Here is a 25,056-nt window from a genome sequence, read left to right on the forward strand (position 1 = left end):
CGGTGAGCTCGTTCGGCTACAGCGGCACCAATGCGCACCTGGTGATCGAGGAATATGCGGCCGGTCGAGTGGTCCGATCGGTGCCGCCGTCGGCGGCGTCCACGCTGTTCGTGCTGTCGGCGCGCACCGCCGATCAGTTGCGCGAGCACGCGCAGCGGATGCTGGCGTGGCTGCGGTTGCAGCGGTCGCCCGATGTCGAGGCTCTGACGTACACGCTGCAAGTGGCACGCGAGGCGATGGAGCATCGTTTTGCCTGCCGCTTCGACGGCATGGCGGATCTGATCCGCAAGCTCGGCGCGTTCGTCGCGGGCGAGCGCCATATCGACGAGGGCTATCGCGGCGAGGTCAAGCGCAATCGCGAAGCGCTCGGCGCGTTCACGGCCGACGAGGACCTGCAGCGCGCGATCGAAGCTTGGATCGCCAAGGGCAAGCACGACAAGCTGCTCGACCTGTGGGTGAAGGGCCTGATCGTCGACTGGAAGTCGATGCGGGCCGCATCGATCCCGCCGCGCGTGTCGTTGCCGACCTATCCGTTCGCCCCTGAGCGGCACTGGGTCTCGACGCAGCCCGTTGCGGCATCGGCGGCGCCCGCCTCGAACGCGGACGAAGCGCCGCAGACGATGCTGCTGACGCCACAGTGGGAACCGGCGCCGTCGGTTTCGGCTGCTCCGGTGGCGGGAGAACACTGGGTACTGTTCGCCGGCTGGCCGGATGCGGTGTCGGCCGATGCATGGCCGTCGGCGCGTGTGGAAACGCTATCCGACCCGGGCGGCGACAAGGCCGAGCGGATCGGGGACTTCGGCTTGCAGTTGCTGCAGCGTGTGCAGTCCTGGCTGCACGGCAAACCGCGCACGCCGCTGCTGGTGCAGGTCGTGATACCGGCCGGCGAAGAGACGTTGTACGCGCTGGCCGGTCTGCTCAAGACGGCGCGCCTGGAGCAGCCACTGCTGCGCGGCCAGGTCATCGGTGTGGAGGCGGTGGCGGACGCGCGGCTCCTGGCTTCGCAGCTGGTGCACTGCGCGACCAGCGACGCGGCCGAGCTGCGCTGCACGGGAACGGCCCGGCACGAGCGCCGGTATCGTCCGTTGCGCGTGTCGGGCGCGGCCGGCCATCCGTGGAAGCGCGACGGTGTGTATCTGATCACCGGCGGCGGCGGCGGGCTCGGACGCCTCGTGGCCGAGGCGATCGGCCGCGATGTGGGCACGGCGACGGTGGTGCTGGTGGGCCGTTCCGCGCCGCGCGATCTGCCGCAGTCGGCAGGCCTCACGGTCGACTACCAGTGTGCGGACGTGAGCGACGCCGCTGCGGTCGAGCAACTCGTCGCGGCGATCCTCGCGCGCTACGGTCGTCTCGACGGTATCGTGCATTCGGCCGGAGTGATCCGGGACGGTTTCCTGCTGCGCAAGTCCGAAGCGCAGTACCGCGAGGTCATGGCGCCGAAGGTCAATGGGGTGGTGAACCTCGATCGCGCCACGCGTCATCTGGCGCTCGATGCGTTCGTGCTGTTCTCGTCGACGACGGGCGCGTACGGCAACGTGGGACAGGGCGACTACGCGCTCGCCAATGCGTTCCTGGATGCGTATGCGCACGAGCGCGCACAGGCAGTGGCGCGCGGCGAATGCCAGGGCCGCACCGTGTCGATCGGCTGGCCGTTGTGGGCCGACGGCGGCATGCAGGTCGGCATCGAGCGGCGCGACGGGTTGCGCGCGCTCGGTGCGGGCGCGATGCCGACGGCGCAGGGTCTGCAGGCGCTGTACGAGGCCTGCGCCAGCGGCGCGGCGCGGGTGCAGGTGCTGTACGGCACGGCGCCCGCACCGGTTACCGATGTGGTACCCGCGGATGCGGTGTGGCAGGGCGAGGCGTCGGCGTTGAGGCCGCGCACGCTGCAGCAGTTGCAGCGCCTGTTCGGCGCGGTGACGAAGCTCGCCGCGGCGCAGATCGACGTGACCGAGCCGCTGGAGAGCTACGGCATCGACTCGATCCTGATCACGCAGCTCAACACGCGGCTCACGGGCATTTTCGGCGAGCTGTCCAAGACGCTGTTCTACGAATACCCGACCCTGGCCGAACTTGGCGAATACCTCATACGCGAGCACGCTGCCGCGTGCGCGCGCTGGTGCGGCATGCAGGATTCACCAGCACAGGCTGCCGCTGCGTCGCTCGTCGTGCCGTCAGCGCCGCTCGTGGCACCTGCTCCACGCCTGGCGGCGCCGACCGTGCCGGCCGACGCTGTCGTGCCGTCCTCGCGCGCGATCGCGGTCATCGGCCTGGCCGGCCGCTATCCGCAGGCGCGCGATGTCGATGCGTACTGGGACAACCTGCGCGACGGCCGCGACAGCATCGGCGAGATCCCCGCCGAGCGCTGGCCGATCGAGGGCTTCTTCGAGCCCGACATGGAGCGCGCGATCGCGAGCGGCCGCAGCTACGGCAAGTGGGGCGGCTTCATCGACGGCTTCGCCGAGTTCGACGCACTGTTCTTCAATATCTCGCCGCGCGAGGCGATGAACGTCGACCCGCAGGAACGCCTGTTCCTGGAAACGTGCTGGGCGGCGATGGAAGACGCCGGCTACACGCGCGAGCGCTTCGCGACGGCGCACCGGCGCCGCGTCGGCGTATTCGCCGGCATCACCAAGACCGGCTTCGACCTGTACGGCCCGGAATTGTGGCGTCGCGGCGAGACGGCGGCGCCATCGACCTCGTTCGGCTCGCTGGCCAATCGCGTGTCATACGCATTGAACCTGCAAGGGCCGAGCATGCCGATCGACACCATGTGCTCGGCGTCGCTGACGGCGATCCACGAAGCCTGCGAACACCTGTTGCGCGACGAGTGCGAGCTGGCGTTCGCCGGCGGCGTGAACCTGTACCTGCATCCGGCCAACTACGCCATGTTGTGCGGCAGCCGCATGCTGTCGGCGAGCGGGCGTTGCCACAGTTTCGGCACCGGCGGCGACGGTTTCGTACCGGGCGAGGGTGTCGGCGCGGTGCTGCTCAAACCCTTGGCGCGGGCGCTGGCGGATCGTGATCCGATCCATGGCGTGATCCGCGCGACGGGCATCAACCACGACGGTAAGACCAACGGCTATACGGTGCCCAACCCGGTCGCGCAGCGCGATCTGATTGCCGCGACGCTGGCCAAGGCCGGTATCGACGCGCGCACCGTGAGCTATATCGAGGCACACGGCACCGGCACGTCGCTGGGCGATCCGATCGAGATCACCGGGCTCACGCAAGCGTTCGCGCGGCACACCGCCGACACGCAGTTCTGCGCGATCGGCTCGGTCAAGTCGAACATCGGCCATGCCGAGAGCGCGGCCGGCATCGCCGGGCTGACCAAGGTGCTGCTGCAGATGAAGCACCGGCAACTGGTGCCGAGCCTGCATGCGGAAACGCTGAATCCGAACATCGATTTCAGCACGACGCCGTTCGTGGTGCAGCGCACGCTGGCCGACTGGCGCCGGCCGCAGGTGACGATAGCCGGGGTGACGGTCGAGTGTCCGCGCATCGCCGGGATCTCGTCGTTCGGCGCGGGCGGCGCGAACGCGCACATCATCGTCGAGGAATACGTCGCACCGGCTGAGGCACCGTTCGTGCTCACGCGTCCGGCCGTGGTGGTGCTGTCCGGACGCAGCGAAGAGCGGCTGCAAGCCCATGCGCAGCAACTGCTCGACGCGATCGCCCGGCGCTCGCTCGGCGATGCGGACCTGGCCAACCTGGCCTACACGCTGCAGGTCGGGCGCGAGTCGATGGAGCAGCGTCTGGCCTTCACCGCGAGCACGATGCAGGAACTGACCCAGAAGCTGGAGCGCTACCTCGCCGGTGAGGAGGTGATCGACGATCTGCACCGCGGCGAAGTCAAGCGCAACAAGGAAGCGCTGTCCGTATTCAGCGAAGACGACGAACTGCACGAGGCGATCGCCAAGTGGCTCGAACGCGGCAAGTACGCCAAGGTCCTGGGCCTATGGGTCAAGGGGCTGGCGTTCGACTGGGCACGCCTGTACCCCCACGGCACCCCTCGCATCATCGCGCTGCCGACCTATCCGTTTGCGCGTGAGCTGTACTGGTTCGGCAATCTCTCGAAGACGACGATCGCCGATGTGATCGCCATGTCGCCGAGCGGCGCGGTCGAGACGCAGCGGCCCGCGGCGGAAGAACGGTTCGCCGGGGTACAGCGCAACGCCGGAAAACCGTCCGTATCCCTGAGCGCCTTGTCGAACACCACAACGCCGCGTGTCGCGGTGCCGAAGCCGGAACCCGAGCCAGCGCGCAGGCCCGAGCCGGTCGCCGCGACGGCCATGCAACCAGTGCCGACGCGTGCCGAAACCGTTGAAGTGCGCCCGGTCGCGGCAGTCACGACAGTCGCAGCCGCGGTTGTGTCGATCGAGTCCATCGCGGACTCGCTGACCGAATCGCTCGCGAAGGCGCTGTTCATCGATCGCAAGAACATCAGCGCCGACGACGTGTTCGTCGAGCTCGGCCTCGACTCGATCATCGGCGTGGAATGGACCCACGTCATCAATCGCACCTACGGCCTCGCGCTGCCCGCCACGCGCCTCTACGACTATCCGACGATTCGCGATCTGACCGCCTATGTCGCCGGGGAGCTGGACAAGCGGCCTGCGCCGTCACCGGCAGTGGCTGAATCGACGCCGCCGGTACCGACGCGTGCTGCCGCGAGCGGGCCGGCCGCATCCCCGCCGGCGGTGGATGTACCGACGCAGGACACCGCGACATCCTCGCCGCCGGCGGCGCAACCTGTCGCGCCGACGCCCGCCGCCGATGCCGGGCAAGGCCGCGCCAGCGCGGGACTGCGCGAAGGCATCGCCATCATCGGCCTGTCAGCGCGCTATCCGCACGCCAACGATGCCGACGCGTTCTGGCGCAACATCGCCGCGGGCAGGGACTGCATCGACGACGTGCCGCGGGACCGCTGGTCGGTCGACGACGTCTACGACGCCAGCGGCGAGACCCTCGGCACGACCTATTGCCGGGCCATGGGTGCCGTTGCGGACGTCGCACAGTTCGATCCGCAGTTCTTCGGCATCGCGCCGTCGGAGGCGTACGTCATGGATCCGCAGCAGCGCCTGTTCCTGCAGGCCTGCTGGGAATGCATCGAGGATGCCGCCATCGACGCGAGCCGGCTTGCCGGCACGCGCTGCGCGGTGTTCGCCGGCTGTGGCGCGGGCGACTACGGCGCCGGCCCGGATGCGGCGTCCGCGCAGGGACTGATCGGCGGCAGCTCATCGATACTCGCAGGACGCATCTCGTACTTCCTCGACCTCAAGGGTCCGTGCCTCGCGATCGACACCGCGTGCTCGTCGTCGCTCGTCGCGATCGCGAGCGCCTGCGACAACCTGGTGCTGGGCCAGAGCGATATGGCGCTGGCCGGCGGGGTCTGCGTGCTGTGCGGGCCGGCCATCCACGTCACCACGTCCAACGCCGGCATGCTGTCGAAGGCCGGCCGCTGCTTCGCGTTCGACCAGCGCGCCGACGGCTTCGTACCGGCCGAGGGTGTGGGCGTGGTGCTGCTCAAGCGGCTTGGCGACGCGCTGCGCGACCGCGACCGGATCCACGGCGTGATCCGTGGCTGGGGCGTGAACCAGGACGGCAAGACCAACGGCATCACGGCGCCGAGCGTGAAGTCGCAGATTGCGCTCGAACGTGACGTGTACGAGCGCTTCGGCATCGACCCGCGCACGATCACGCTGGTCGAGGCGCACGGTACCGGCACCAAGCTCGGTGACCCGATCGAGGTCGAGGCGCTGGTCGCGGCTTTCGATGCCGTGCGCAGCGATGCCGCGCCGGCGCAGAACTCCTGCGCGCTGGGTTCGGTGAAGAGCAATATCGGTCACGCGCTGACGGCGGCCGCGGTCGCGAGCGTCGTCAAGGTGCTGCTCGCGATGCGCCACCGCAAGTTGCCCCCGACGCTGCATTTCGAGCGTCTCAACGAGCACATCGACCTGCGCGGCACGCCGTTCTACGTCAACGACCGTCTGCGCGACTGGAACGTGCCGGCGAACGTTCCGCGCTGCGCGGCGGTGAGCTCGTTCGGCTTCAGCGGCACGAACGCGCATTGCGTCATCGAGGAAGCACCGCTGCCGGCGTGCGAGCGGGTGTCGCGGCCGGGCTATCTGATCGTGTTGTCGGCGAAGACCGCGCCGCAACTGCGTGAGCAGGCCCTGCGGCTCGCGGCTCACTGCGAGCGCCATGCGGTCGACTGCGCCGACACGAGCTACACGCTGCTGGTCGGCCGCAAGCACTTCGGTCACCGGCTGGCTTGCGTCGTTGGTGATACCAGCGAGTTGTGCTTCACGCTCGAACGCTGGGCCAAGCGCGGCGAAGCCGAAGGCGTCGTCACCGGCGAGTTCGAAGGGGGTGTCGGCAACGACGTCGCCATTCGGGAATACGGCAACCGGTCCATCGCCGAAAGCCGCGCCGAACAGGATCCCGCCGCGTACCTGCAGCGCCTGTCGGCGATCGCCGAGCTCTATGTGCAGGGTCACGCGCTCGACTATGCCGGCCTGTTTTCCGCGAACCAATGTCGCCGCATCTCGCTGCCGACCTATCCGTTCGCGCGCGAGCGCTACTGGTTCTCGCCGTCGCCGTCGGCGCCGGCTCACGCAGCGCCGACCGACGAGGCCGTCGTGCCGGGGCCGGCCGACGCGCCGCTGAGCGGCATCGTCGATGCCGTAATGCAGGGTACCCTCGACGTCGGCAGCGCTGCGGCGCAGCTGCGGCGGCTGAGCGACGAGGCGGATGCCGGGCGCGGCGGCTACGACGGCGCGCCCGATCACGCCGGCGCGAACGGCCATTACTTCAACGGCAAGGTGACCTGAGTGTCCGACTTCATCGAGCACGTACTGGGCGAGCTGAAGAGCGGAAAGATCTCGCGCGAGGTCGCGCTCGATCTGCTCGGACGACACGCGGCGCGATCGAATGCGCGGCCTGCGCCCTCGGCCGAACCGCTGCCGCCGGGTGAGCCGCTGGTGTTCAGCGAGGAGTGGATCCGGGAGGCGCTCGGCGACAGCGCGACCGTCCCCCTCAGGCGCATTGCCTGCATCGTCGACGCGGACTCGCGCAGCGCGCTGGAGGCGGCATTCACGGCTGCGGCGCCCCGATTCGACATCGCCTTTGTCACCAACCTCGCAACGCGCGACCATTTTGCGGCGGCGCTCGGACAGATCCGCGGGCAGGACGGGCACATCGATGCGCTGGTGTATCTGCCCGACCCGACGCAACCGGCGACGGCGGATGCCGTGGAAGGCATCCTGGCACTGTTGCAGGGCATGCACGACGCACGACTCGCCTGTGACCGCCTGCTGCTGTGCGGCGTCCACACCGATGCGCTGAGCCGCTGCCACGTCGAATCCTGGATCGGCATCGAACGTACGCTGCGCGTGCTGTCGCCGGAAACGGCGGTCGCCGTGCTGTCGACGCCAGTCGTCGACCGCGACGACGCGGCCTGGCGCGCCCACGTCGCGCTGATCGTGCGCGAGCTCTGCGCGGAAACCCTGCGCACCGCGAGCTACCTCGAACAGGAACGCCATGTCCTGCACCTGCGCAGGACCGCTGCGCCGTCCGGCGTGCCGCGCCTGCGCAAAGGCGGAACCTATCTGATCACCGGCGGCGCCGGCGCGTTGGGACTGACCTTCGCGCGGCACCTGTGGCGTGACCATGCCGCGAACCTGATCCTGACCGGCCGCGGGATGCCCGACGCCGGGCGCGCCGCGCAGATCGAACGGCTGCGTTGCGACGGCGCGCAGGTCGTCTACGCCGCCGTCGACGTGGCGGATGCCGAGGCGATGCAGCGCTGCGTGAACGAGGCTCGGTCGCGCTTCGGCGCTGTGCACGGCGCCATCCATGCGGCGGGGGTCGAAGGGCACGGCATGTTCTTCGACAACGGCATCGAGCGGCTACGCCAGGTGCTGCGGCCCAAGGTGCAAGGAACACAGGTGCTCGACGATGCACTGCGCGAAGACCCTGAACTCGATTTCCTCTGCTGCTTCAGCTCGAACGCGGCCGTACTCGGCGATTTCGGCAGCGTCGGCTATGCCGTCGCCAATCGTTTCCAGATGGCCTACGCGCAGGCGTTCGGCGCCCGTTCGCGACGCCTGCTGCTGTCGATCGGCTGGCCGCTGTGGGACGGCGACGGCATGGGCAGCGGCAGCGATCCCGAACGCACGCGCCTGTATCTGAAGAGCAGCGGCCAGGAAGCGCTCGACCCGCGGTTCGGTGTGCCACTGTTCGACCGGCTCGTCGAAGGCGAGAGTGGCTTCCGCCTCGTGATGTGCGGCGACGCGCAGCGCCTGACCGAGCGCCTGAGCGCAAGCATGGGCGTGGCCGATCGCGCGCCGCGCGAAACGCCGCGCGCCGTGCCCGTATCCTCGCGGCTGCGCGCCGCGACACCCGGGCTCGATCTCGATCAGCGCATCGCCGCGGACCTGAGCGACCAGATCAGCGAGATGCTCAAGCTCTCGCACGACAAGATCCGGCCGCGGCAGAACCTGACCGAGTACGGTTTCGATTCGATCACGCTCGCGCGCTGGTCCAAACGCATCGCGCAGCACTACGGCATCGAGTTGACTCCGGCGGTGTTTTTCAGTCACCCGACCCTGCGCCAGGTCGTCGACTATCTGATGCAGCAGCACGAGCCGCAGCTGCGCGCGTTTTACCGGGAGGCCGACACGAACGGCGGTGCGGCCGAAGCGAACGGTGGTGCGGCCGAGGCGGACGAGCCGGAGCCGGCAGCGCCGCCGCGCACCACCCAAGCCGATGAACCGATCGCGATCGTCGGCATGAGCGGTCGCTTCCCGCAGGCGCGCAGCGTCGAGGAATTGTGGTGCATCCTCGCCGACGGCCGCGACGTCGTGACCGAAATCCCGCTGCAGCGCTTCGACTGGCGCGGCTACTACGACGCGCCTGACGGTGCGCCGCGCATGACGAGCAAGTGGCTCGGCGCGATGCCGGGCATCGACGAGTTCGACCCGCTGTTCTTCGAGATTTCGCCGCGCGAAGCGCAGACCATGGATCCGCGCCAGCGACTGCTGCTGCAGGAAGCCTGGAGCGCGCTCGAAGATGCGGGCTACGGCGAGCTGCAATCCGAACGCGAGAAGATCGGTCTCTATGTCGGCGTCGAGCAGGGCGAGTATCAGATGCTCGTCGGTGCAAACGGCTCGATGACCGGCAATCACGACGCTATCCTCGCGTCGCGGCTGTCCTACGTGCTCGACCTGCACGGTCCGGCGATGGCGATCAATACCTCGTGTTCGTCGGGGCTCGTCGCCGCGCACCAGGCCTGCGTCGGCCTGCGTGCGAACGATTGTGATGCCGCGGTCGCGGCCGCCGTGAATCTCGTGCTGACGCCGCACCCGTATATCGGCATGAGCCACGCCGGCATGCTGTCGGACGAGGGCCGCTGCTACGCGTTCGACGAGCGCGCCAACGGCATGGTGCCCGGTGAAGCCGTCGTCGCCGTCGTGTTGAAGCGCTTGTCGAAGGCGCGCGCGGCCGGCGACCCGATCCATGCCGTCATCGTCGCGAGCGGCATCAACTACGACGGCAAGACCAACGGCATCACCGCGCCGAACGGCGCGGCGCAAGCAGCGCTGATCGCCGAAACCTACGCGCGTGCGCGCATCGCGGCGGCCGACATCGACTACGTCGTCGCGCACGGCACGGCGACGCGCCTCGGCGATCCCGTCGAGGTCGCTGCACTCGACCGTGCGTTCGGCGCGCAGGTTGGCCGGCCGGCGCGCTGCGCGCTGACCTCGACCAAGAGCAACCTCGGACACGCATTCGCCGCGTCGGGCCTCGTGAGTCTCGTGAGCCTCGTGCTCGCGCTGCAGCACGAGACGATACCGGCGAGCCTGCACTGCGACCGGCTCAGCGACTACATCGACTGGTCGCGCAGCGCGTTCGAGGTCAACCGCACGAACCGCCCCTGGCCGCGCCAGGCGAGACGGCGCCGCCTCGGCGCGGTCAGCGCGTTCGGCATGAGTGGCACCAATGCGCACATGGTCGTGCGCGACGACGATGCCGTCCCCGCGCCGTTCACGGCCACCGCGCCGGCCTTCCTGCTCGTGCTGTCGGCGGCGACCGAAACGGCGCTGCGGCAGCGCATCGCCGACGTGCTGCCGCTGCTGCGCGCGATGCCCGACGGCGACCTCGGCGGACTCGCCGCACTGAGCCACACGCTGCTCGCGCACCGGCGCCACCTGCAGTACCGCTGCGCTGTCGTCGTCGAGAACCGAGCGCAGGCGCTTGCGCTGCTCGTGGCGGCGCAGGCGGACGAGGCTTCGCCCGCGCTGTCGCGCGGCAGGGTGCCCGCCGATTTCGACGAGCGCCCGGCACAGACGCAGCAGACCCAGGACAGTCTGCGCGCGCTGGCGCAACAGGAGTCCGACGCTGCCGCCTATCGCGCGACGCTCGCGGCGCTCGCCGATCGCTACAGCCAGGGCTACCGGCTCGACGGCGCGCTGGTCTACCCGGGTCGCGCGCCACAGCGGCTGCGGTTGCCGGCGTATCCGTTCGCGCGCCAGCGCTACTGGGTCGACGCCGAAGACGAGCGCCGCGAGGCCGCACCGGCGAACGACGCCGCCAGCGCCGCGGGAACGATCGCGGTCGGCGTGCAGCATGTGATCCCGCGCTGGGATGCGGTGGACGCCTCGCAGCTGGTGCAAGCACCGCAGGACGCGTTCGCCGTGCTCAGCGATCGCCCACTGGTCGTCGGCGGCGGCACGCTTGCGCGCGCCTGCCTGCGCACGCACTACCCGAAGGCGGTGCTGTCCGACATCGGCGGCGGCGACGACATCGCCGCGTTGACGGCCAGTCTCGCGCAGGCTGGCAGCTTCGATCACGTGGTGTGGATCGCGCCGCAGTCGCCGGTGGACGCGGACGCACAGCTCATCGACGTGCAGCACGAAGGCGTGCTCCACGTGTTCCGGCTGATCAAGGCGCTGCTCGCGTGTGGCTACGGCGAGCGCGAACTCGCCTGGACCGTGGTGACCTTCCAGGCAGTGCAGGCGCACAAGGGCGCCGTCGTCGATCCGTCGCATGCCGGTGTGCACGGGCTCGCCGGTTCGATGGCGAAGGAATTTCCGCGCTGGTCGATACGACTCGTCGATCTGGAAAGCGACGCCGACTGGTACGTCAGTCGCTGGCCGTCGGTGCCCGCGGATGCGCGTGCGCGTCCCTGGGCCTACCGGGAAGGCCGCTGGCACCGGCAGCAACTGCTCGCGGTCAGGGCGAACCGGTCGCCGGCCGCGGTGCGCCGCGCCGGACTGGTGTATGTGGTCGTCGGCGGCGCCGGACACGTCGGTACCGCGTGGTCCGAACACGTCATCCGCGAGCAGCAGGCGCAGGTCGTGTGGCTCGGACGGCGGCCCATGGACGAGCGCATCCAGGCAAATATCGATCGCCTCGCCGCGTTCGGCGTCGCGCCCGAGTACATCGTGGCGGACGCCGCCGACGCCAGTTCGCTCGACGACGCGTATCGGCAGATCAAGCGCCGCCACGGGCGCATCGACGGCGTGGTGCTGTCGCTGATCCATCTGGATCCGCGCGCGCTCGCGGACATGGACGAGGCACACTTCCGCGCCGGCCTGCGCGCCAAGGTCGACGCGAGCGTGCGGGTCGTGGAAACGTTCAGCCGCGAGCCGCTGCAGCTCGTGCTGTTTTTCTCGTCGGTGATCTCGTTTGTGAGGAATCCGCTGCAAAGCGCCTACGCGGCTGGCTGCGCGTTCGCCGACGCCTTCGCGCTGGCGCTGCGGCAGCGCTGGTCGGCGCCGGATGCGCCGGCGGTGAAGATCATGAACTGGGGATTCTGGGACCGGCCCGAGAACCTCGAACTCGAAGGCTTCGCGGAGATGGCGCAGATGGGCATCGGGCTGATCACGGCGGATGAGGCGATGCGTGCGCTCGACTGCCTGCTCGACGAGCCGCTCGACCAGATGGGCATCGTGAAGACGACCAAGCCCGTGCTGATCGAAGGCATGAGCCCGAAGAGCGCCGTCGCGATCTACCCAGGACGCACCGCGGTGCCGGACATGATCCAGCTTCAGGACCGCGTTCGCGCGGCGGTGGCGCACTACGAAAATGCGGTCGGAAACGGGAGCGCCACATGACGGCAGCGGATTGGCCACTGGAACACATGGAAGATTCGCTGCGCGGGCTGATGTTCCTGCAACTGCGCTCGCTCGGACTGTTCCGCGACGCGACCTTCACGGCCCAGGGCGAGCAGGCGCGCATCGACCAGCGCTTCGCCAGGTGGTTCGACGAGAGCCTGCGCATACTCGAGCGCGGCGACTACCTGCGCCGCGACGGCGCGGGCCTCGTCCTCGGTCCGCGGGCGTCCGCCGACGCGGGATGGAGCACATGGGAAGCGGCGACGGCGCAGTGGTTCGAGGACCCCGCGTTCGCGGCACAGGCCAGGCTTGTCGACGCGATGGTGCGCGCGCTGCCGGACATCCTGACCGGCAAGCGGCTGGCGACCGAAGTGCTGTTCGCCGACGCATCGGTCGGACGCGTGGAAGGCGTCTACCAGGGCACGACGGGGGCCGACTATTTCAATGCCGTCCTCGCCGAAGTCGCGGCGGCGTATCTCGAACAGCGCTGCGCCGCGACAACGGCCGCCGACGCCGCGCGCGTCCGCATCCTCGAGATCGGCGCCGGTACCGGCGGCACGAGCGCCGCGCTGTTCGCGCGCCTCAAGCCGTACGAGGCCGACATCGCCGAGTACTGCTACACCGACATCTCCAAGGCGTTTCTGGCGCATGCGCAGCAGCGTTACGCGCCGACCGTGCCGTATCTGACCTGGAAGCTGTTCAACGCCGAGAAGACGCCGCAGGAGCAGGGGTTCGACATCGGAGCCTACGACCTGGTCGTGGCGACCAACGTCCTGCACGCGACGCGCGACATCCGCAACACGCTGCGCAACGCGAAGGCGGCGCTGCAGCGCAACGGTCTGCTGCTGTTGAACGAGATGCACGTGACCGGCAGCAGCCTGCTCGCGCACCTGACGTTCGGATTGACCGACGGCTGGTGGCTGTTCGAGGACGACGTGCTGCGTGTCGCCGGAACGCCTGCCCTGACGCCCGACACCTGGCGCGCGGTGCTGAACGCGGAAGGCTTCGAGGACGTGTTCTTTCCGGCGCAGGCGGGCCATGCGTTCGGCCAGCAGGTCGTCGTGGCGCGCAGCGACGGCGTCGTGCAGCAGCCGGTCAGGAGCGCGCGCAAGCCGGTAGCCGTGGTGCGAGCGAGTGCCGAAGCGCCGCGGGCCGTCGTGCGCGGCAGCGGCGACCTGGCACGCCGCGCCCGCGTCAGTGAGGCATTGCTCGAACGACTGTGCAGCGTGCTGAAGCTCGACGCGGGCGATGTCGACATCGACGCCGCATTTGCCGACTACGGCCTCGATTCGATCGTCGGCATCGAGTTCGTCAAGGCACTGAATGCGTCCTTGTCGCTGGACCTCGAGACCACGGTCATCTTCGACTACAGCTCGATCTCGCAGCTGACGAGCCACATCGTCGCGCGGTATCCGGGCACGGCGCTGGCCGACGAGCCGGCGATGGACGACGAGCCGGCGCCCAACGCCGGTGCGCCGGAAGTCACGCCGCGGCGCACCTCCGCCGATTCCGCGCCCCACGTCACCGTCGCCACGCGCAACGGCCCGATCGCTATCGTCGGCATGTCCGGCCGGTTCGCGCGCTCGCGCGACCTGGAAGCGCTCTGGCAGCACCTCGCGAACGGCGATGACCTCGTCGGCGAGTCGACGCGCTGGGGAGCGGCGCAGGCCGGCGACGGCCGCTATCCGTACGGCAGCTTCATCGACGGCATCGATCAGTTCGACGCGATGTTCTTCAGCATCTCGGGTGTCGAAGCACGCTACATGGATCCCAAGCAGCGGCTGTTCCTCGAGGAGGCGTGGAAGGCGCTCGAGGACGCCGGCTATGCGGGAGCCTGCATCCAGGACCAGCGCTGCGGCGTCTATGTGGGCTGCGAGCCCGGCGACTACAGCCAACTGTTCGGCACCGACGTACCCGCGCAGGCGATGTGGGGCAATGCCACGTCGATCGTGCCGGCGCGCATCGCCTACTACCTCGATCTGCAGGGGGCGGCGATCGCCGTCGACACCGCGTGCTCCAGCGCACTGGTCGCCATGCACCTGGGCTGCCAGGCACTCTGGAATGGGGAGCTCGACCTCGTCATTGCCGGGGGCGTCTCGATAGGCTGCGCGCCGGCGGTGTACGGCGGTCCGGCGGCTGCCGGCATGCTTTCCGGCACCGGCCGGTGCCACACGTTCGATGCGCAGGCCGACGGCTTCGTGCCGGGCGAAGGCGTCGGTGCGGTGGTGCTGCGGCGTCTCGAGGACACCCTGCGCGACGGCGACGCCATGCATGGCGTGATCCGCGGATCGGGCATCAACCAGGACGGCGCGACGAACGGCATCACGGCACCGAGCGCGCGCTCTCAGGAACGCCTGGAATCGCAGGTCTACGACACCTTCGGCGTCGATCCCGACGAAATCGATCTCGTCGAGGCACACGGCACGGGTACCCCGCTCGGCGACCCGATCGAGATCAATGCGCTGACGCGCGCGTTCCGCCGCAGGACCGCGCGCAAGCGCTACTGTGCGATCGGCACCATCAAGACCAATCTCGGCCACGCGCTCGCCGCCTCCGGCATGGCGGGACTGTTCAAGGTGCTGCTGTCGCTCAGGCACCGGCAGATGCCGCCGTCGCTGCATTTCCATACCCCGAACCCGCACATCGACCTCGACAACAGCCCGTTTTTCGTCAACACCACGCTGCGTGAGTGGCCCCGCGGCGTCGACGCCGACGGCGCGCCGCGCCCGCGCCGCGCCGCGCTGAGCGCGTTCGGCATGAGCGGCACGAATGCGCATGTGGTGATCGAGGAGGCACCGGCCGTGGTGCGCCGTACACAGCCGCGTCCAGCCCATCTGATGGTGCTGTCGGCGCGCAGCGCCGAGCAGCTACGACAGCAGGCGCAGCAGCTCGCCGCGCACTGCGAGCATCACGCCGATCTCGATGTCGGCAATATCAGCTACACCCTGCTCGTCGGTCGCAAGCACTTCGAGCACCGGCTCGCGTGCGTCGCGCGTTCGGCCGCCGATCTGGCGCAGCGGTTGCAGAAGTGGCTGGCGCACGGCAAGGCAGCGCAGGTCTACGCCGGGCGCACCGTTTCGCTCGAGGAGGGTGGCCAGGCGGGGCTCAAGCGCTACGGTCAGCAGTGCATGCACGATTGCGTGCCGTCGCTGCCGGCCGATGAATACCTGGAGCGTCTGGCGACCGTCGCGGATCTCTATGTGCAGGGCTACAAGCTCGACTACGCGGCGCTGTTCGAATCGCAGCCGCATGGGCGGCTGCCGCTGCCGACCTATCCGTTCGCGACGACGGCCTTCTGGCACGACGGCGGTGCGGCTGCGTCGGTGGAACCCGCCGGTGCCCGCGCGCTGCATCCGCTGGTGCAGGAAAACACCAGTGACGTGCAGGAACTGCGCTTCAGCAGCCTGATCGGCGCCGGACAGGAGGCGGTTGAACACGGCATGCTGACGAGCGTCGCGCAACTGGAGATGGCGTACGTGGCGCTCGCTCACGGTGCAGGTTGGCGGCTGGACGAGGATGCGGCGCTGGTGCTGCACGACGTGCAGTGGGGTGCGCCGGTGGTCGTCGGCGATGCGCCGGCACGCGTGCACATCGGGCTGTACGAGCGGGTGGACGGCGCGATCGATTACGAGATCTATAGCGAGTGCGAAGACGGCGAGCGCACGGTGCACGGCCTGGGCCGCGGCGAGCGTGCGGCGGTCGTGGCGACGCCGATGGACGATACGGCCCTGCGCATGCCGCTGCTGCTGCCGGACACGCCGGCCGACGAGCGCTACGGGCTGCGTCCGGCACTGTTGCAGCAGGCGGCGCAGGCGGCATTGCGGCTTGCCGGTGCGAGCGACGGCGCCTGGCAGTTGCAGGGTGTAGCGCGCGTCGATGTGCTGGCCGCGCTGCGCGGGAGCGGCGAGGCGCGAGTGCAGACGCTCGCACCGGGTGACGACGGAACGTACCGCTGCCACGTACAGCTGTGCGATGCGCAGCAGCGCGTCTGCGTCGTGCTGCACGACCTGACGATGTCGCCGGCGCCGGCCGACGGCCCGGTACCGGTCGCTGCCGCTGAACCGGTGGCGCCGGTACGTCCGCGCGAACCCGTGACCCAGATGACCATGCGGGAGCGGTGGGCAGCGCATACGCCGATGCCGGGCGTGACGCGTCCGAAGCGCGTGCTGTACGTCGCGGCGAACGCGATGATCGCGCAGCAGATCGCGCAGGAGTGGCGTGAGCTCGATGCCGACGTCGAACTGATCCGCCTGTGGTTCGCCGATGCCAGCGAGTCACCGGCACCGGACCAGCATGCCGTCGTGCGCAACCACACGGCCGGCTGCCGGCAGGCGTTGAACGATATCGCGAGGCACTACGGCGAGATCGATGCGTTCGTCTACGCCGGAGACATCGACGCGCCGGCTGGCGAAGACGACTGGCGCAGCCTGTTGCCGTTGCTGCAAGGTCTGTTCACTTCGGGCCTGACCTGCGGGCGGCTGCTGGTGTGTGCGGCCTACGGCGATGCGCTGTCGCGCTGCCACGCGGAGTCGTGGATCGGTATCACGCGTTCGGCGCGCGTACTGGCGCCGCAGATGGCGACGGCCGTGCTGCTACAGCACGGCGCGCTGCACGACGCGGACGGTACGCGGCAATGGGCACGGCACGCCTGGCAGGCACTGTGTGCCGGATCGCTGGGCGACCTGCGTTACGACGACGATGGCTGCCATGCGCTGCGCGTCGAGGACTACCCGCTGGCCGACGGTGAGAGCGGCCTGCGGGCCGGCGGCGTCTACTGGATCACCGGCGGCGCCGGCGGGCTCGGTGGCCTGATGGCGCGGCACTTGCTCGAACGCTATTCGGCAAAGGTCGTGCTGAGCGGGCGGCGCGAGCTCGACGAGCAAAGCCGGGCCGAACTGCAGACATGGACGCAATCGGGCGGCGAAGTGCTCTACGTCATGGCCGACGTCACCGACGAGGCCGCGATGCGCACGGGCGTGGCGCAGGCCGTGGAACGCTTCGGCGCGATCGAGGGCGTGATCCATGCGGCTGGCCTGCTGGACGCCGAATCGCTGCTGGACAAGTCGGCCGACGCCTTCGCGCGCGTCCTGGCACCGAAGGTCCGCGGCACGCAGGTGCTCGATGCGGTGTTGCAGGATCAGCCGCTGGCCTTCGTGTGCTATTTCAGTTCGGCCGCGGCAGTGCTAGGCGATTTCGGCAGCGCCGACTACGCGCTCGGCAATCGTTTCGAGATGGCCTACGCGGAACACTGCTCCGGTCCGGGCCGCCGCATGGCGATTGCCTGGCCGGTCTGGGCCGACAGCGGTATCCAGGTAGGCGACGCAGCCGCCAATACCACGCTCTACCTGCAGGCAAGCGGCCAGGTAGCGCTGACCGCGCAGGCCGGGATCGATGTACTGGAGCGGGCGCTCGCGCAGGTCGCCGGCCACTGCCTCGTGATGGTCGGGCAGCGCACGCGGATCGAACGCGCGCTCGGCCTGCACGGACCGCGCGAGACCGGCGCACCCAAGCCGCCGCTGGCCGCGGCAGTCGGTGCCGCGGTCCCGGCACGTCGTCGCGCAGAACTGCGTGGCCTGTCGCTCGAAGACTGCGTGCAGTGGGATCTGAGGACGCAGATCGGCGAGCTGCTCAAGCTGCCCCGCGACCAGCTACAGGCGCAGGCGAACCTGGCCGACTTCGGTTTCGACTCGCTCATGCTGGCGCAATGGGCGAAGCAGATCTCGGCTCACTACGGCATCGAGCTCACCCCTGCCGTGTTCTTCAGTCACGCGACGCTGGAACGCGTCGCGGCTCACCTGCTGGAACAGCATCGCGCCCGCGTCGAAGCGCGTTATCGCGAGACCGAACCCGCGCCGGCACGGGTGGTGCCGCAGGCGACCGCCACGCCGCTGCGTTCGCGCCGCGCCGGCCGCCGCACCGCGGCTGCCGTCGCCGGCACGATGCCGGGCGCCGAACCGATCGCGATCATCGGCATGAGCGGGCGTTTTCCGCAGGCGCGCAGCGTCGATGCCCTGTGGCGCATCCTGGCCGAAGGCCGCTCGGCCGTCGAGGAAGTGGCGCTGGAGCGCTTCGACTGGCGCGCGGCCTACGCCGCCGGCATGCTCAAGAGCAAATGGCTCGGCGCCATGCCGGGTGTGGACGAATTCGAACCGGCGTTCTTCGAGATCTCGCCGCGGGAAGCGCAGGTGATGGATCCGCGCCAGCGCCTGTTGCTGCAGGAAGCGTGGAATGCACTGGAGGACGCCGGCTACGGCACACCGCAGCTGGCGCGGCACACCGTCGGCATGTTCGTCGGCGTGGAGCAGGGCGAGTATCAGCTGATGGTCGGCCCGCAGGGCACGCTGACCGGTACGCACGACGGGATCCTGGCCTCGCGCCTGTGCTATTTCCTCGATTTGCACGGACCGGCGATGGCGATCAACACCTCGTGTTCGTCGGGGCTGGTCGCGGCGCATCAGGCGTGCCTGAGCCTGCGCGCTGGCGAGTGCGACACGGCGATTGCCGCCAGCGCGAGTCTGTCGCTGACGGCCGAGGCATTCGCCGGCATGAGTCAGGCGGGGATGCTGTCGGAGGACGGACGCTGTTACGCGTTCGACCGGCGCGCGAACGGCATGGTGCCGGGCGAGGCGGTCGTGGCGCTGGTGCTCAAGCGGCTCTCCCAGGCGGAGGCGGACGGCGATCCGATCCGCGCGGTGATCCTGGGCAGCGGCATCAACTACGACGGCAAGACCAACGGCATCACCGCTCCCAACGGCGCGTTGCAGGCGGCGCTGATCCGCGACGTGTACGCCCGCGCGAACGTGACGCCCGACGACATCGACTACGTGGTGGCGCACGGCACCGGCACGCGTCTGGGCGACCCGGTCGAGGTCGACGCGCTGCGTGAGGTATTCGGCGCGCGCGCAAAGGATGCAGCGCCGTGCGCCATCACATCGACCAAGAGCAATCTCGGCCACGCGTTCGCCGCGTCCGGACTGGTGAGTCTGGTCAGCGCGGTGCTGGCGCTCTCGCAGGAGGCGATCCCGCCCAGCGTCCATTGCGAGGAACTCAGCGACTACATCGACTGGCAGGCCGGTGCGATCGAAGTCAATCGCACGCTGCGCCCGTGGTCGCGCACGCCGCATCGCCGCCGCATGGCCGGCGTCAGTGCGTTCGGCATGAGCGGGACGAATGCGCACATGCTGGTACAGGAATACGTCACGGACGCGCCGCCGGTTGCGCCGTTGCGCTCCGTGCCGCTGATGCTCTCGGCAACGAGTGCCGCAGCACTGCAGCAGAAGATGGACGCGCTTATCAGCGTGCTGCGCGACAGCGAGTGGGATGCGGCCGCGCTGACCGCGACGAGCTACACACTGCTGTGCGGCCGGCAGCATTTCACGCACCGCTGTGCCGTGGTGGCCGGAGATCGCGAGCAGGCGCTGCAGGTGCTGTCGCAGGCGCGGGCCGGCGAACGCGGGCCGAACGTGTTCCGTGGCGTGGCGCCGCGCGAGTTCGCGGGCCAGCGTGCGCTGCAACAGACCGGCGAGGCGCTGCTCGAGCGGCTGGCATCGGGCGTGGCGGACGACGCCGCCACGCGCGATGCGCTGCACGCGCTGGCGGACCTGTACTGCCAGGGCTATGCGCTGCCGTGGGCGACACTGTTCGGCGCCGCGCCGCCGCGCCGCCTGGCCCTGCCCACGTACCCGTTCGCGCGAGAATCCCACTGGATCGAGGCAACGAACGATCGGCGTGCTGCCGGCCCGGCCGCCGCTGCCGTACCGGCCGCCGTGATTCATCCGTTACTGCAGCGCAATACCTCGACCCTGGCCGCACAGCGGTTCACGTCGACGTTCGACGGGAGCGAGCCGCTGTTGCGTGATCACCGGGTCGGCGGCGTGCCGACGTTGGCCGGTGTGTGTTACCTGGAGATGGCGCACGCAGCGCTGCGCGCCTCGTCGGAGGATGACGCGGCGGTCAGGCCGACCGAGCTACGCGATGTCGTCTGGATCCGGCCGCTGGCGGTCACCGCGCGCGTCGACGTCCACACGCGGCTGACCGGGACGGCGGACAGTGAAGTGGCTTTCGAAGTCAGCGCCGCCGGGCAGGACGGCGAGGAAGCGACCCTCGCACAGGGGCGACTGCTGTACATCGGCGATTCCCGTGAACGGGTCGACCTGGCGCAATTGCGCGCACGCTGCAGCCGCACGCTCAGCGCGGATGCCTGCTACCGCCTGCTGAACGGCCCGGCCCTGGAGTACGGCCCGGCGCTGCGCGGACTCGTCGCCGTGCATTTGTGCGACGACGCCGATGCGCCGTTCGTGCTGGCTCAGCTGCAGTTGCCGGCCGACGCCTCGGACGCCGCACGTTACACGCTCTATCCCGGCGTGCTCGACAGCGCGCTGCAGGCGGCGGCGGGACTGTCACTGCTCACCTCGCAGCAGGACAACGGGCTGCTCGGCATCCTGCCGTTCGCGGTCGAGTCGGTGCAGGTCCTGGCTCCGACGCCGTCCGTGGCATGGGCCTATCTGCGCCTGCCGGCCGTCGAGGGCGCGCGACACGCCGCGCCGACGATCGCCGTCGATGTCTGCGACGACACGGGTCGCGTCTGCGTTGCCGTGCGTGGACTCTCGCTGCTGTCGCCCAGGAATGCGTCGGAGACCGCGGCGGCCCCGCTGCCGGCGGTGCGTACGGTATTCCGCGGCGACGAGTACTTCCTCGAAGACCACGACCACGTCGTTCCTGGCGTCGTCTACCTGCGCATTGCGCGGGAAGCCGGCGAGCACGTGCTGGGGCGCCGCGTCAGCGGCCTCGCGAACGTGGTCTGGCGTGCACCGATGAAGGTCACTCCGGAAACATCGGTGCTGGTCACGCGGCTGGATCCGACGGGCGGCTTCACGATCGCGTCGGAGAGCGACGCGGTCTGCGCCCAGGGCATGCTGATGTTCGAGGAGGCTGGCCGACAGCCGCCGGCTCCGCGCCATGATCTGGACGCCATCCGCCGCCGCTGCGCCGACGGCATCGAAGGCCATCGCTGCCATGAGCTGCTGGGCGTGGTTCACGGCCCGCGCATGTTCCCGATCGAAAACCTCGCGTTCGGCGATCGCGAGGCGCTCGCGCGCCTGGTCCTGCGCGACACACCCGACGAGGCGGATGAGCTGCACCCGGCCATGCTGCACGGTACGGTGCTCGCCGCCATTGCGTATTCCTTCATCCAGGACGGACGCCCGGCCCAGTTGCGGCTGCCATTCGCGCTCGAGGCGCTGCGGATTCACGCACCGGTGCTGCCGTCGAGCCTGTATGCGTACGTGCGGCAGTGTTCTGCGGACGGTGCACCGACGCGCACCTACGACATCGATCTCGTCACCGACGCGGGCGAATGCCTCGTGGCGTTCGAGGGACTGACCGCGTTGCCCATCGATCTGCCGCCGCGTGATGAAGCGCTCCGCGCGATTCCGTTCTGGCAGGACCACATGCGGTCGGAGCCGGCCGACGAAACGCCCGCCGACGCCCTGGTATTCGTGCTCGCCGCGGATGACGAGGCGCTGCGCCAGAGTCTTCGCGCGGAGTGGCCGACGGCACGGATCGAAGTGCTCGATGCCGAAACGTCGGCCGCCGCTGTCACACGTCACGTCACTGCCGTGATGGCGCTGCTGCAGGACTGCCTGCAGACGGCGCACGCGACGACCCGCGTGACCGTGCTGGTGCCGGACGATGACCGCTATCCGGCGTACGCGGCGCTCGTCGGGCTGCTGCGCACCGCGCGTGTCGAGAACCCCAGGCTTGTCGGCACGCTGCTCGCCTGCGCGCCGGATGATCCGGTGCCGCCGCTCGAGCGCCTGCGCGCCGAACTCACCCATCCCGCGAGCGAGGCCGTGGTGCGCTACCGCGACGGCGTGAGGCAGGTGGTGCGCTGGCAGGAACTCGCCGCGACCGCCACGACGCCGGACGACCCGTCCGGCCTGCTGCTGGCCGGAGACGTCGTCTGGATCACGGGTGGTCTCGGCGGCATCGGCCGCATCCTCGCGCGCTGGTTCTGTCGCGTCGATGGTGTGCGGGTAGTGCTGAGTGGCCGTTCGCCGGCCGACGACGACGCTGAACAATGGCTGCGTTCGGCGCGGGAGGACGGCCTCGACGTGACGTACCTGCGTGGCGATGTCAGCCGCCGGAGCGACGTCGAAGCGATCCTGGCGAGCGACGCGGTGAACGGGCGGCTGCGCGGCATCGTGCATTGCGCGGCCACGCTGCGCGACGCGTATCTCGCGCACAAGACGCCGGCCGACGTGCAGGCTGTGTTCGCGCCGAAGGTCGACGGCACGCTGAACCTGGACGAAGCCACGCGCGACCTGCCGCTCGCATTCTTTGCGCTGTTTTCCTCGTTCTCGGCCGTGCTCGGCAATCCGGGGCAGGCCGACTACGCCGGTGCGAACGCGTTCCTCGACGCATTCGCGATCCATCGCAATACCCTCGTCGAGCGCGGCACGCGCAGTGGGCACAGCTGTTCGATCAACTGGCCGTTGTGGAAGGACGGCGGCATGCAGGTCGATACGCAGACCGAACAACTCATGCGAAGCCTGACCGGCCTGGCTCCGCTCGAGTCGGCCCACGCGCTGCGCGCGTTCGCGAGTGCGCTGCACGGGCGGCATGCGCGCATGCTCGTCGCGCAGGGGCAGACCGGTGCGATCCGGGTAGCCGTGCTCGGTCACGCGCCGACGCCCGGTGTCGCCGCCCCCGTCGCCGTGGCGGCAGTGAGCAACGACACCGCCGGACCCGCCGATGCGGTGCTGACGCAGCGGCTCGTTCGCGAGCTCGCCGCTGCCGCGGCCGCTGTGCTCAAGTTGCGCACCGACGCGATCGATGCCGACACCGAACTCTCGCACTACGGATTCGATTCCATCTATCTCACGGAATTCGCCAACCAGCTCAACCGCGCTTACGGGTTGCGCCTGATGCCGACGGTGTTCTTCGAATGTCCGACGCTGGCCGCACTGGCGCGCCATCTCCTCGCGCGGTACGGCGGCGAGCTGCGCACGCGCTGGAACGCCGACGCGCCTGACGCGGCGCCGGCGGCAACGCGCGCTGCGGCCGTGCCGGTGCGCTCCGGCAGGGCCGCTCCGGTTGTGCGGCCGAGGTCGACACCGACACCGACACCGTCGCCGGGCGACCTGTCGCGTGCACGCGAACCGGTCGCCGTCGTGGGCATGAGCGGGCGATTCCCCGGTTCGGCCGATGTCGATGCGTTCTGGACGCATCTGGTCGCCAACGACGACCTGATCGGCGAAGTGCCAGCCGATCGCTGGGCGTGGATGCACAGTCTCGGCACCAGCGCAGCCGCGTTGCCCGCGTCGGTCCGGCTCGGCGGTTTCATGGCCGATGTCGACTGCTTCGATCCGCTGTTCTTCGGTATCTCGCCGCTCGAGGCCGTGGCGATGGATCCGCAGCAGCGCCTGTTCATCGAAATGGCCTGGGCCTGCGTCGAGGACGCCGGCTACCGGCCTGGCAGCCTTGCCGGCAGTCGCACCGGCGTGTTCGTGGGCGTGTCCACGTCCGACTACAAGGACCTGTGCCAGCTCGCCGGCGCCTCGGTGCAGTTCGGCGGCGATTCCGCCTTCCATTTCATGATCGCGAACCGGCTGTCGTATCTGCTGGATCTGCGCGGTCCCAGCGAATCCGTGGACACCGCGTGCTCCAGCTCACTCGTCGCCCTGCATCGCGCCGTCGGCGCGCTCGCGTCCGGCGAATGCGCGGTGGCACTGGTCGGCGGCGTCAACGTGATCGCGAATCCCGTCAACAGCGTACGCGCGCACGACGCCGGCATCCTCAGCAGCGACGGACGTTGCAAGACCTTCGACCAGGACGCGGACGGCTACGGCCGCGGCGAAGGCGTTGCCGTGCTGATGCTCAAACCCCTGCGCCAGGCGCAGGCCGACCGCGACCACATCTACGGTCTCGTGTGCGGCAGCGCGGAGAATCACGGTGGCAGGGCCGCGTCTCCCACCGCGCCCAATCCGCTGGCGCAGCAGCAGTTGCTCGTCGACGCGTATCAGGCCGCCGACATCGACATCTGCACCGTCGGCTACATCGAAGCGCACGGCACCGGCACCGTGCTCGGCGATCCGATCGAATTCAATGCGCTCAAGGCCGCGTTCCGCGAGCTGTACCAGCGTCAGGACGTGGAAGCGCCGGCGCAGCCGCACTGCGTGCTCGGTTCGGTGAAGTCCAACATCGGGCACCTCGAAGCCGCCGCCGGTGTCGCGGGGGTGGTCAAGGTGCTGCTGATGATGCAGCACGGCAGGATTCCCGGTAACCCGCATCTCGCCTCGCCGAACCGCTACCTCGAACTTCACGATGGTCCGTTTCGTCTGGCCCGCGAGACGGGCGAGTGGGCGGCGCCGCGCGACGCGGCCGGCGCCACGGCGCCGCGGCGGGCCGGCGTCAGCAGCTTCGGCATCGGCGGCGCGAACGCTCACGTGGTGCTGGAGGAGTACCGTGCGCCGGCAGACAGCGCGACGCCAACCGCGGCTCCGGCACTCGTCGTCGTGTCGGCCCGGACGCGCGAGCGGCTGGAGGTTTCCGTGCGGCGGCTGCTGCAGGCGCTGGAGCAGCGGGAAGACCTGCCGCTGCACGACATCGCCTACACGCTGCAGATCGGCCGGGACGCGATGGAGCACCGCCTCGCGTTCGTTGTGATGTCGGTTCACGAACTCCGCGACGGCTTGAGCCGCTACCTGCAGGGCGAGCGGCACGGAGGCTACGAGAACGAGGCCGGCAAGCATCGCGACCTGTTCAGCAGCCTCGTCGGCGAGCAGGCGCTCGCACTTACCGTCGACACCTGGGTGCGGCAGGGCGAGTACGCGAAACTCGCGGAGCTCTGGTCGAAAGGCCTGCCGTTCGACTGGCAGCGTCTGTATGCCGGGTCGGCGCTCCACGCGGCGCTCGCGCCGCGGCGCGTCAGCCTGCC

The 25,056-nt window shown here is 69.6% G+C and carries 3 protein-coding genes; all 3 read left to right on the plus strand.

What is annotated here, in order from left to right; all coding sequences use genetic code 11:
- Nucleotides 1-41 precede the first annotated feature (41 nt).
- Nucleotides 42-6,833, plus strand: coding sequence for an SDR family NAD(P)-dependent oxidoreductase (locus RUU78_RS25255; protein WP_343232324.1), 6,792 nt, complete (start codon nt 42-44; stop codon nt 6,831-6,833).
- Nucleotides 6,834-12,119, plus strand: a complete 5,286-nt coding sequence (locus RUU78_RS25260) for an SDR family NAD(P)-dependent oxidoreductase (RefSeq protein WP_313920641.1) — start codon at nt 6,834-6,836, stop codon at nt 12,117-12,119.
- Nucleotides 12,116-25,056 (plus strand): SDR family NAD(P)-dependent oxidoreductase (locus RUU78_RS25265; protein ID WP_313920642.1); only part of this gene is annotated, 12,941 nt, incomplete at its 3' end. The genes RUU78_RS25260 and RUU78_RS25265, both read left to right, overlap by 4 nt.

This window comes from Tahibacter sp. (assembly GCF_032229445.1).
Classification (GTDB): domain Bacteria; phylum Pseudomonadota; class Gammaproteobacteria; order Xanthomonadales; family Rhodanobacteraceae; genus Tahibacter.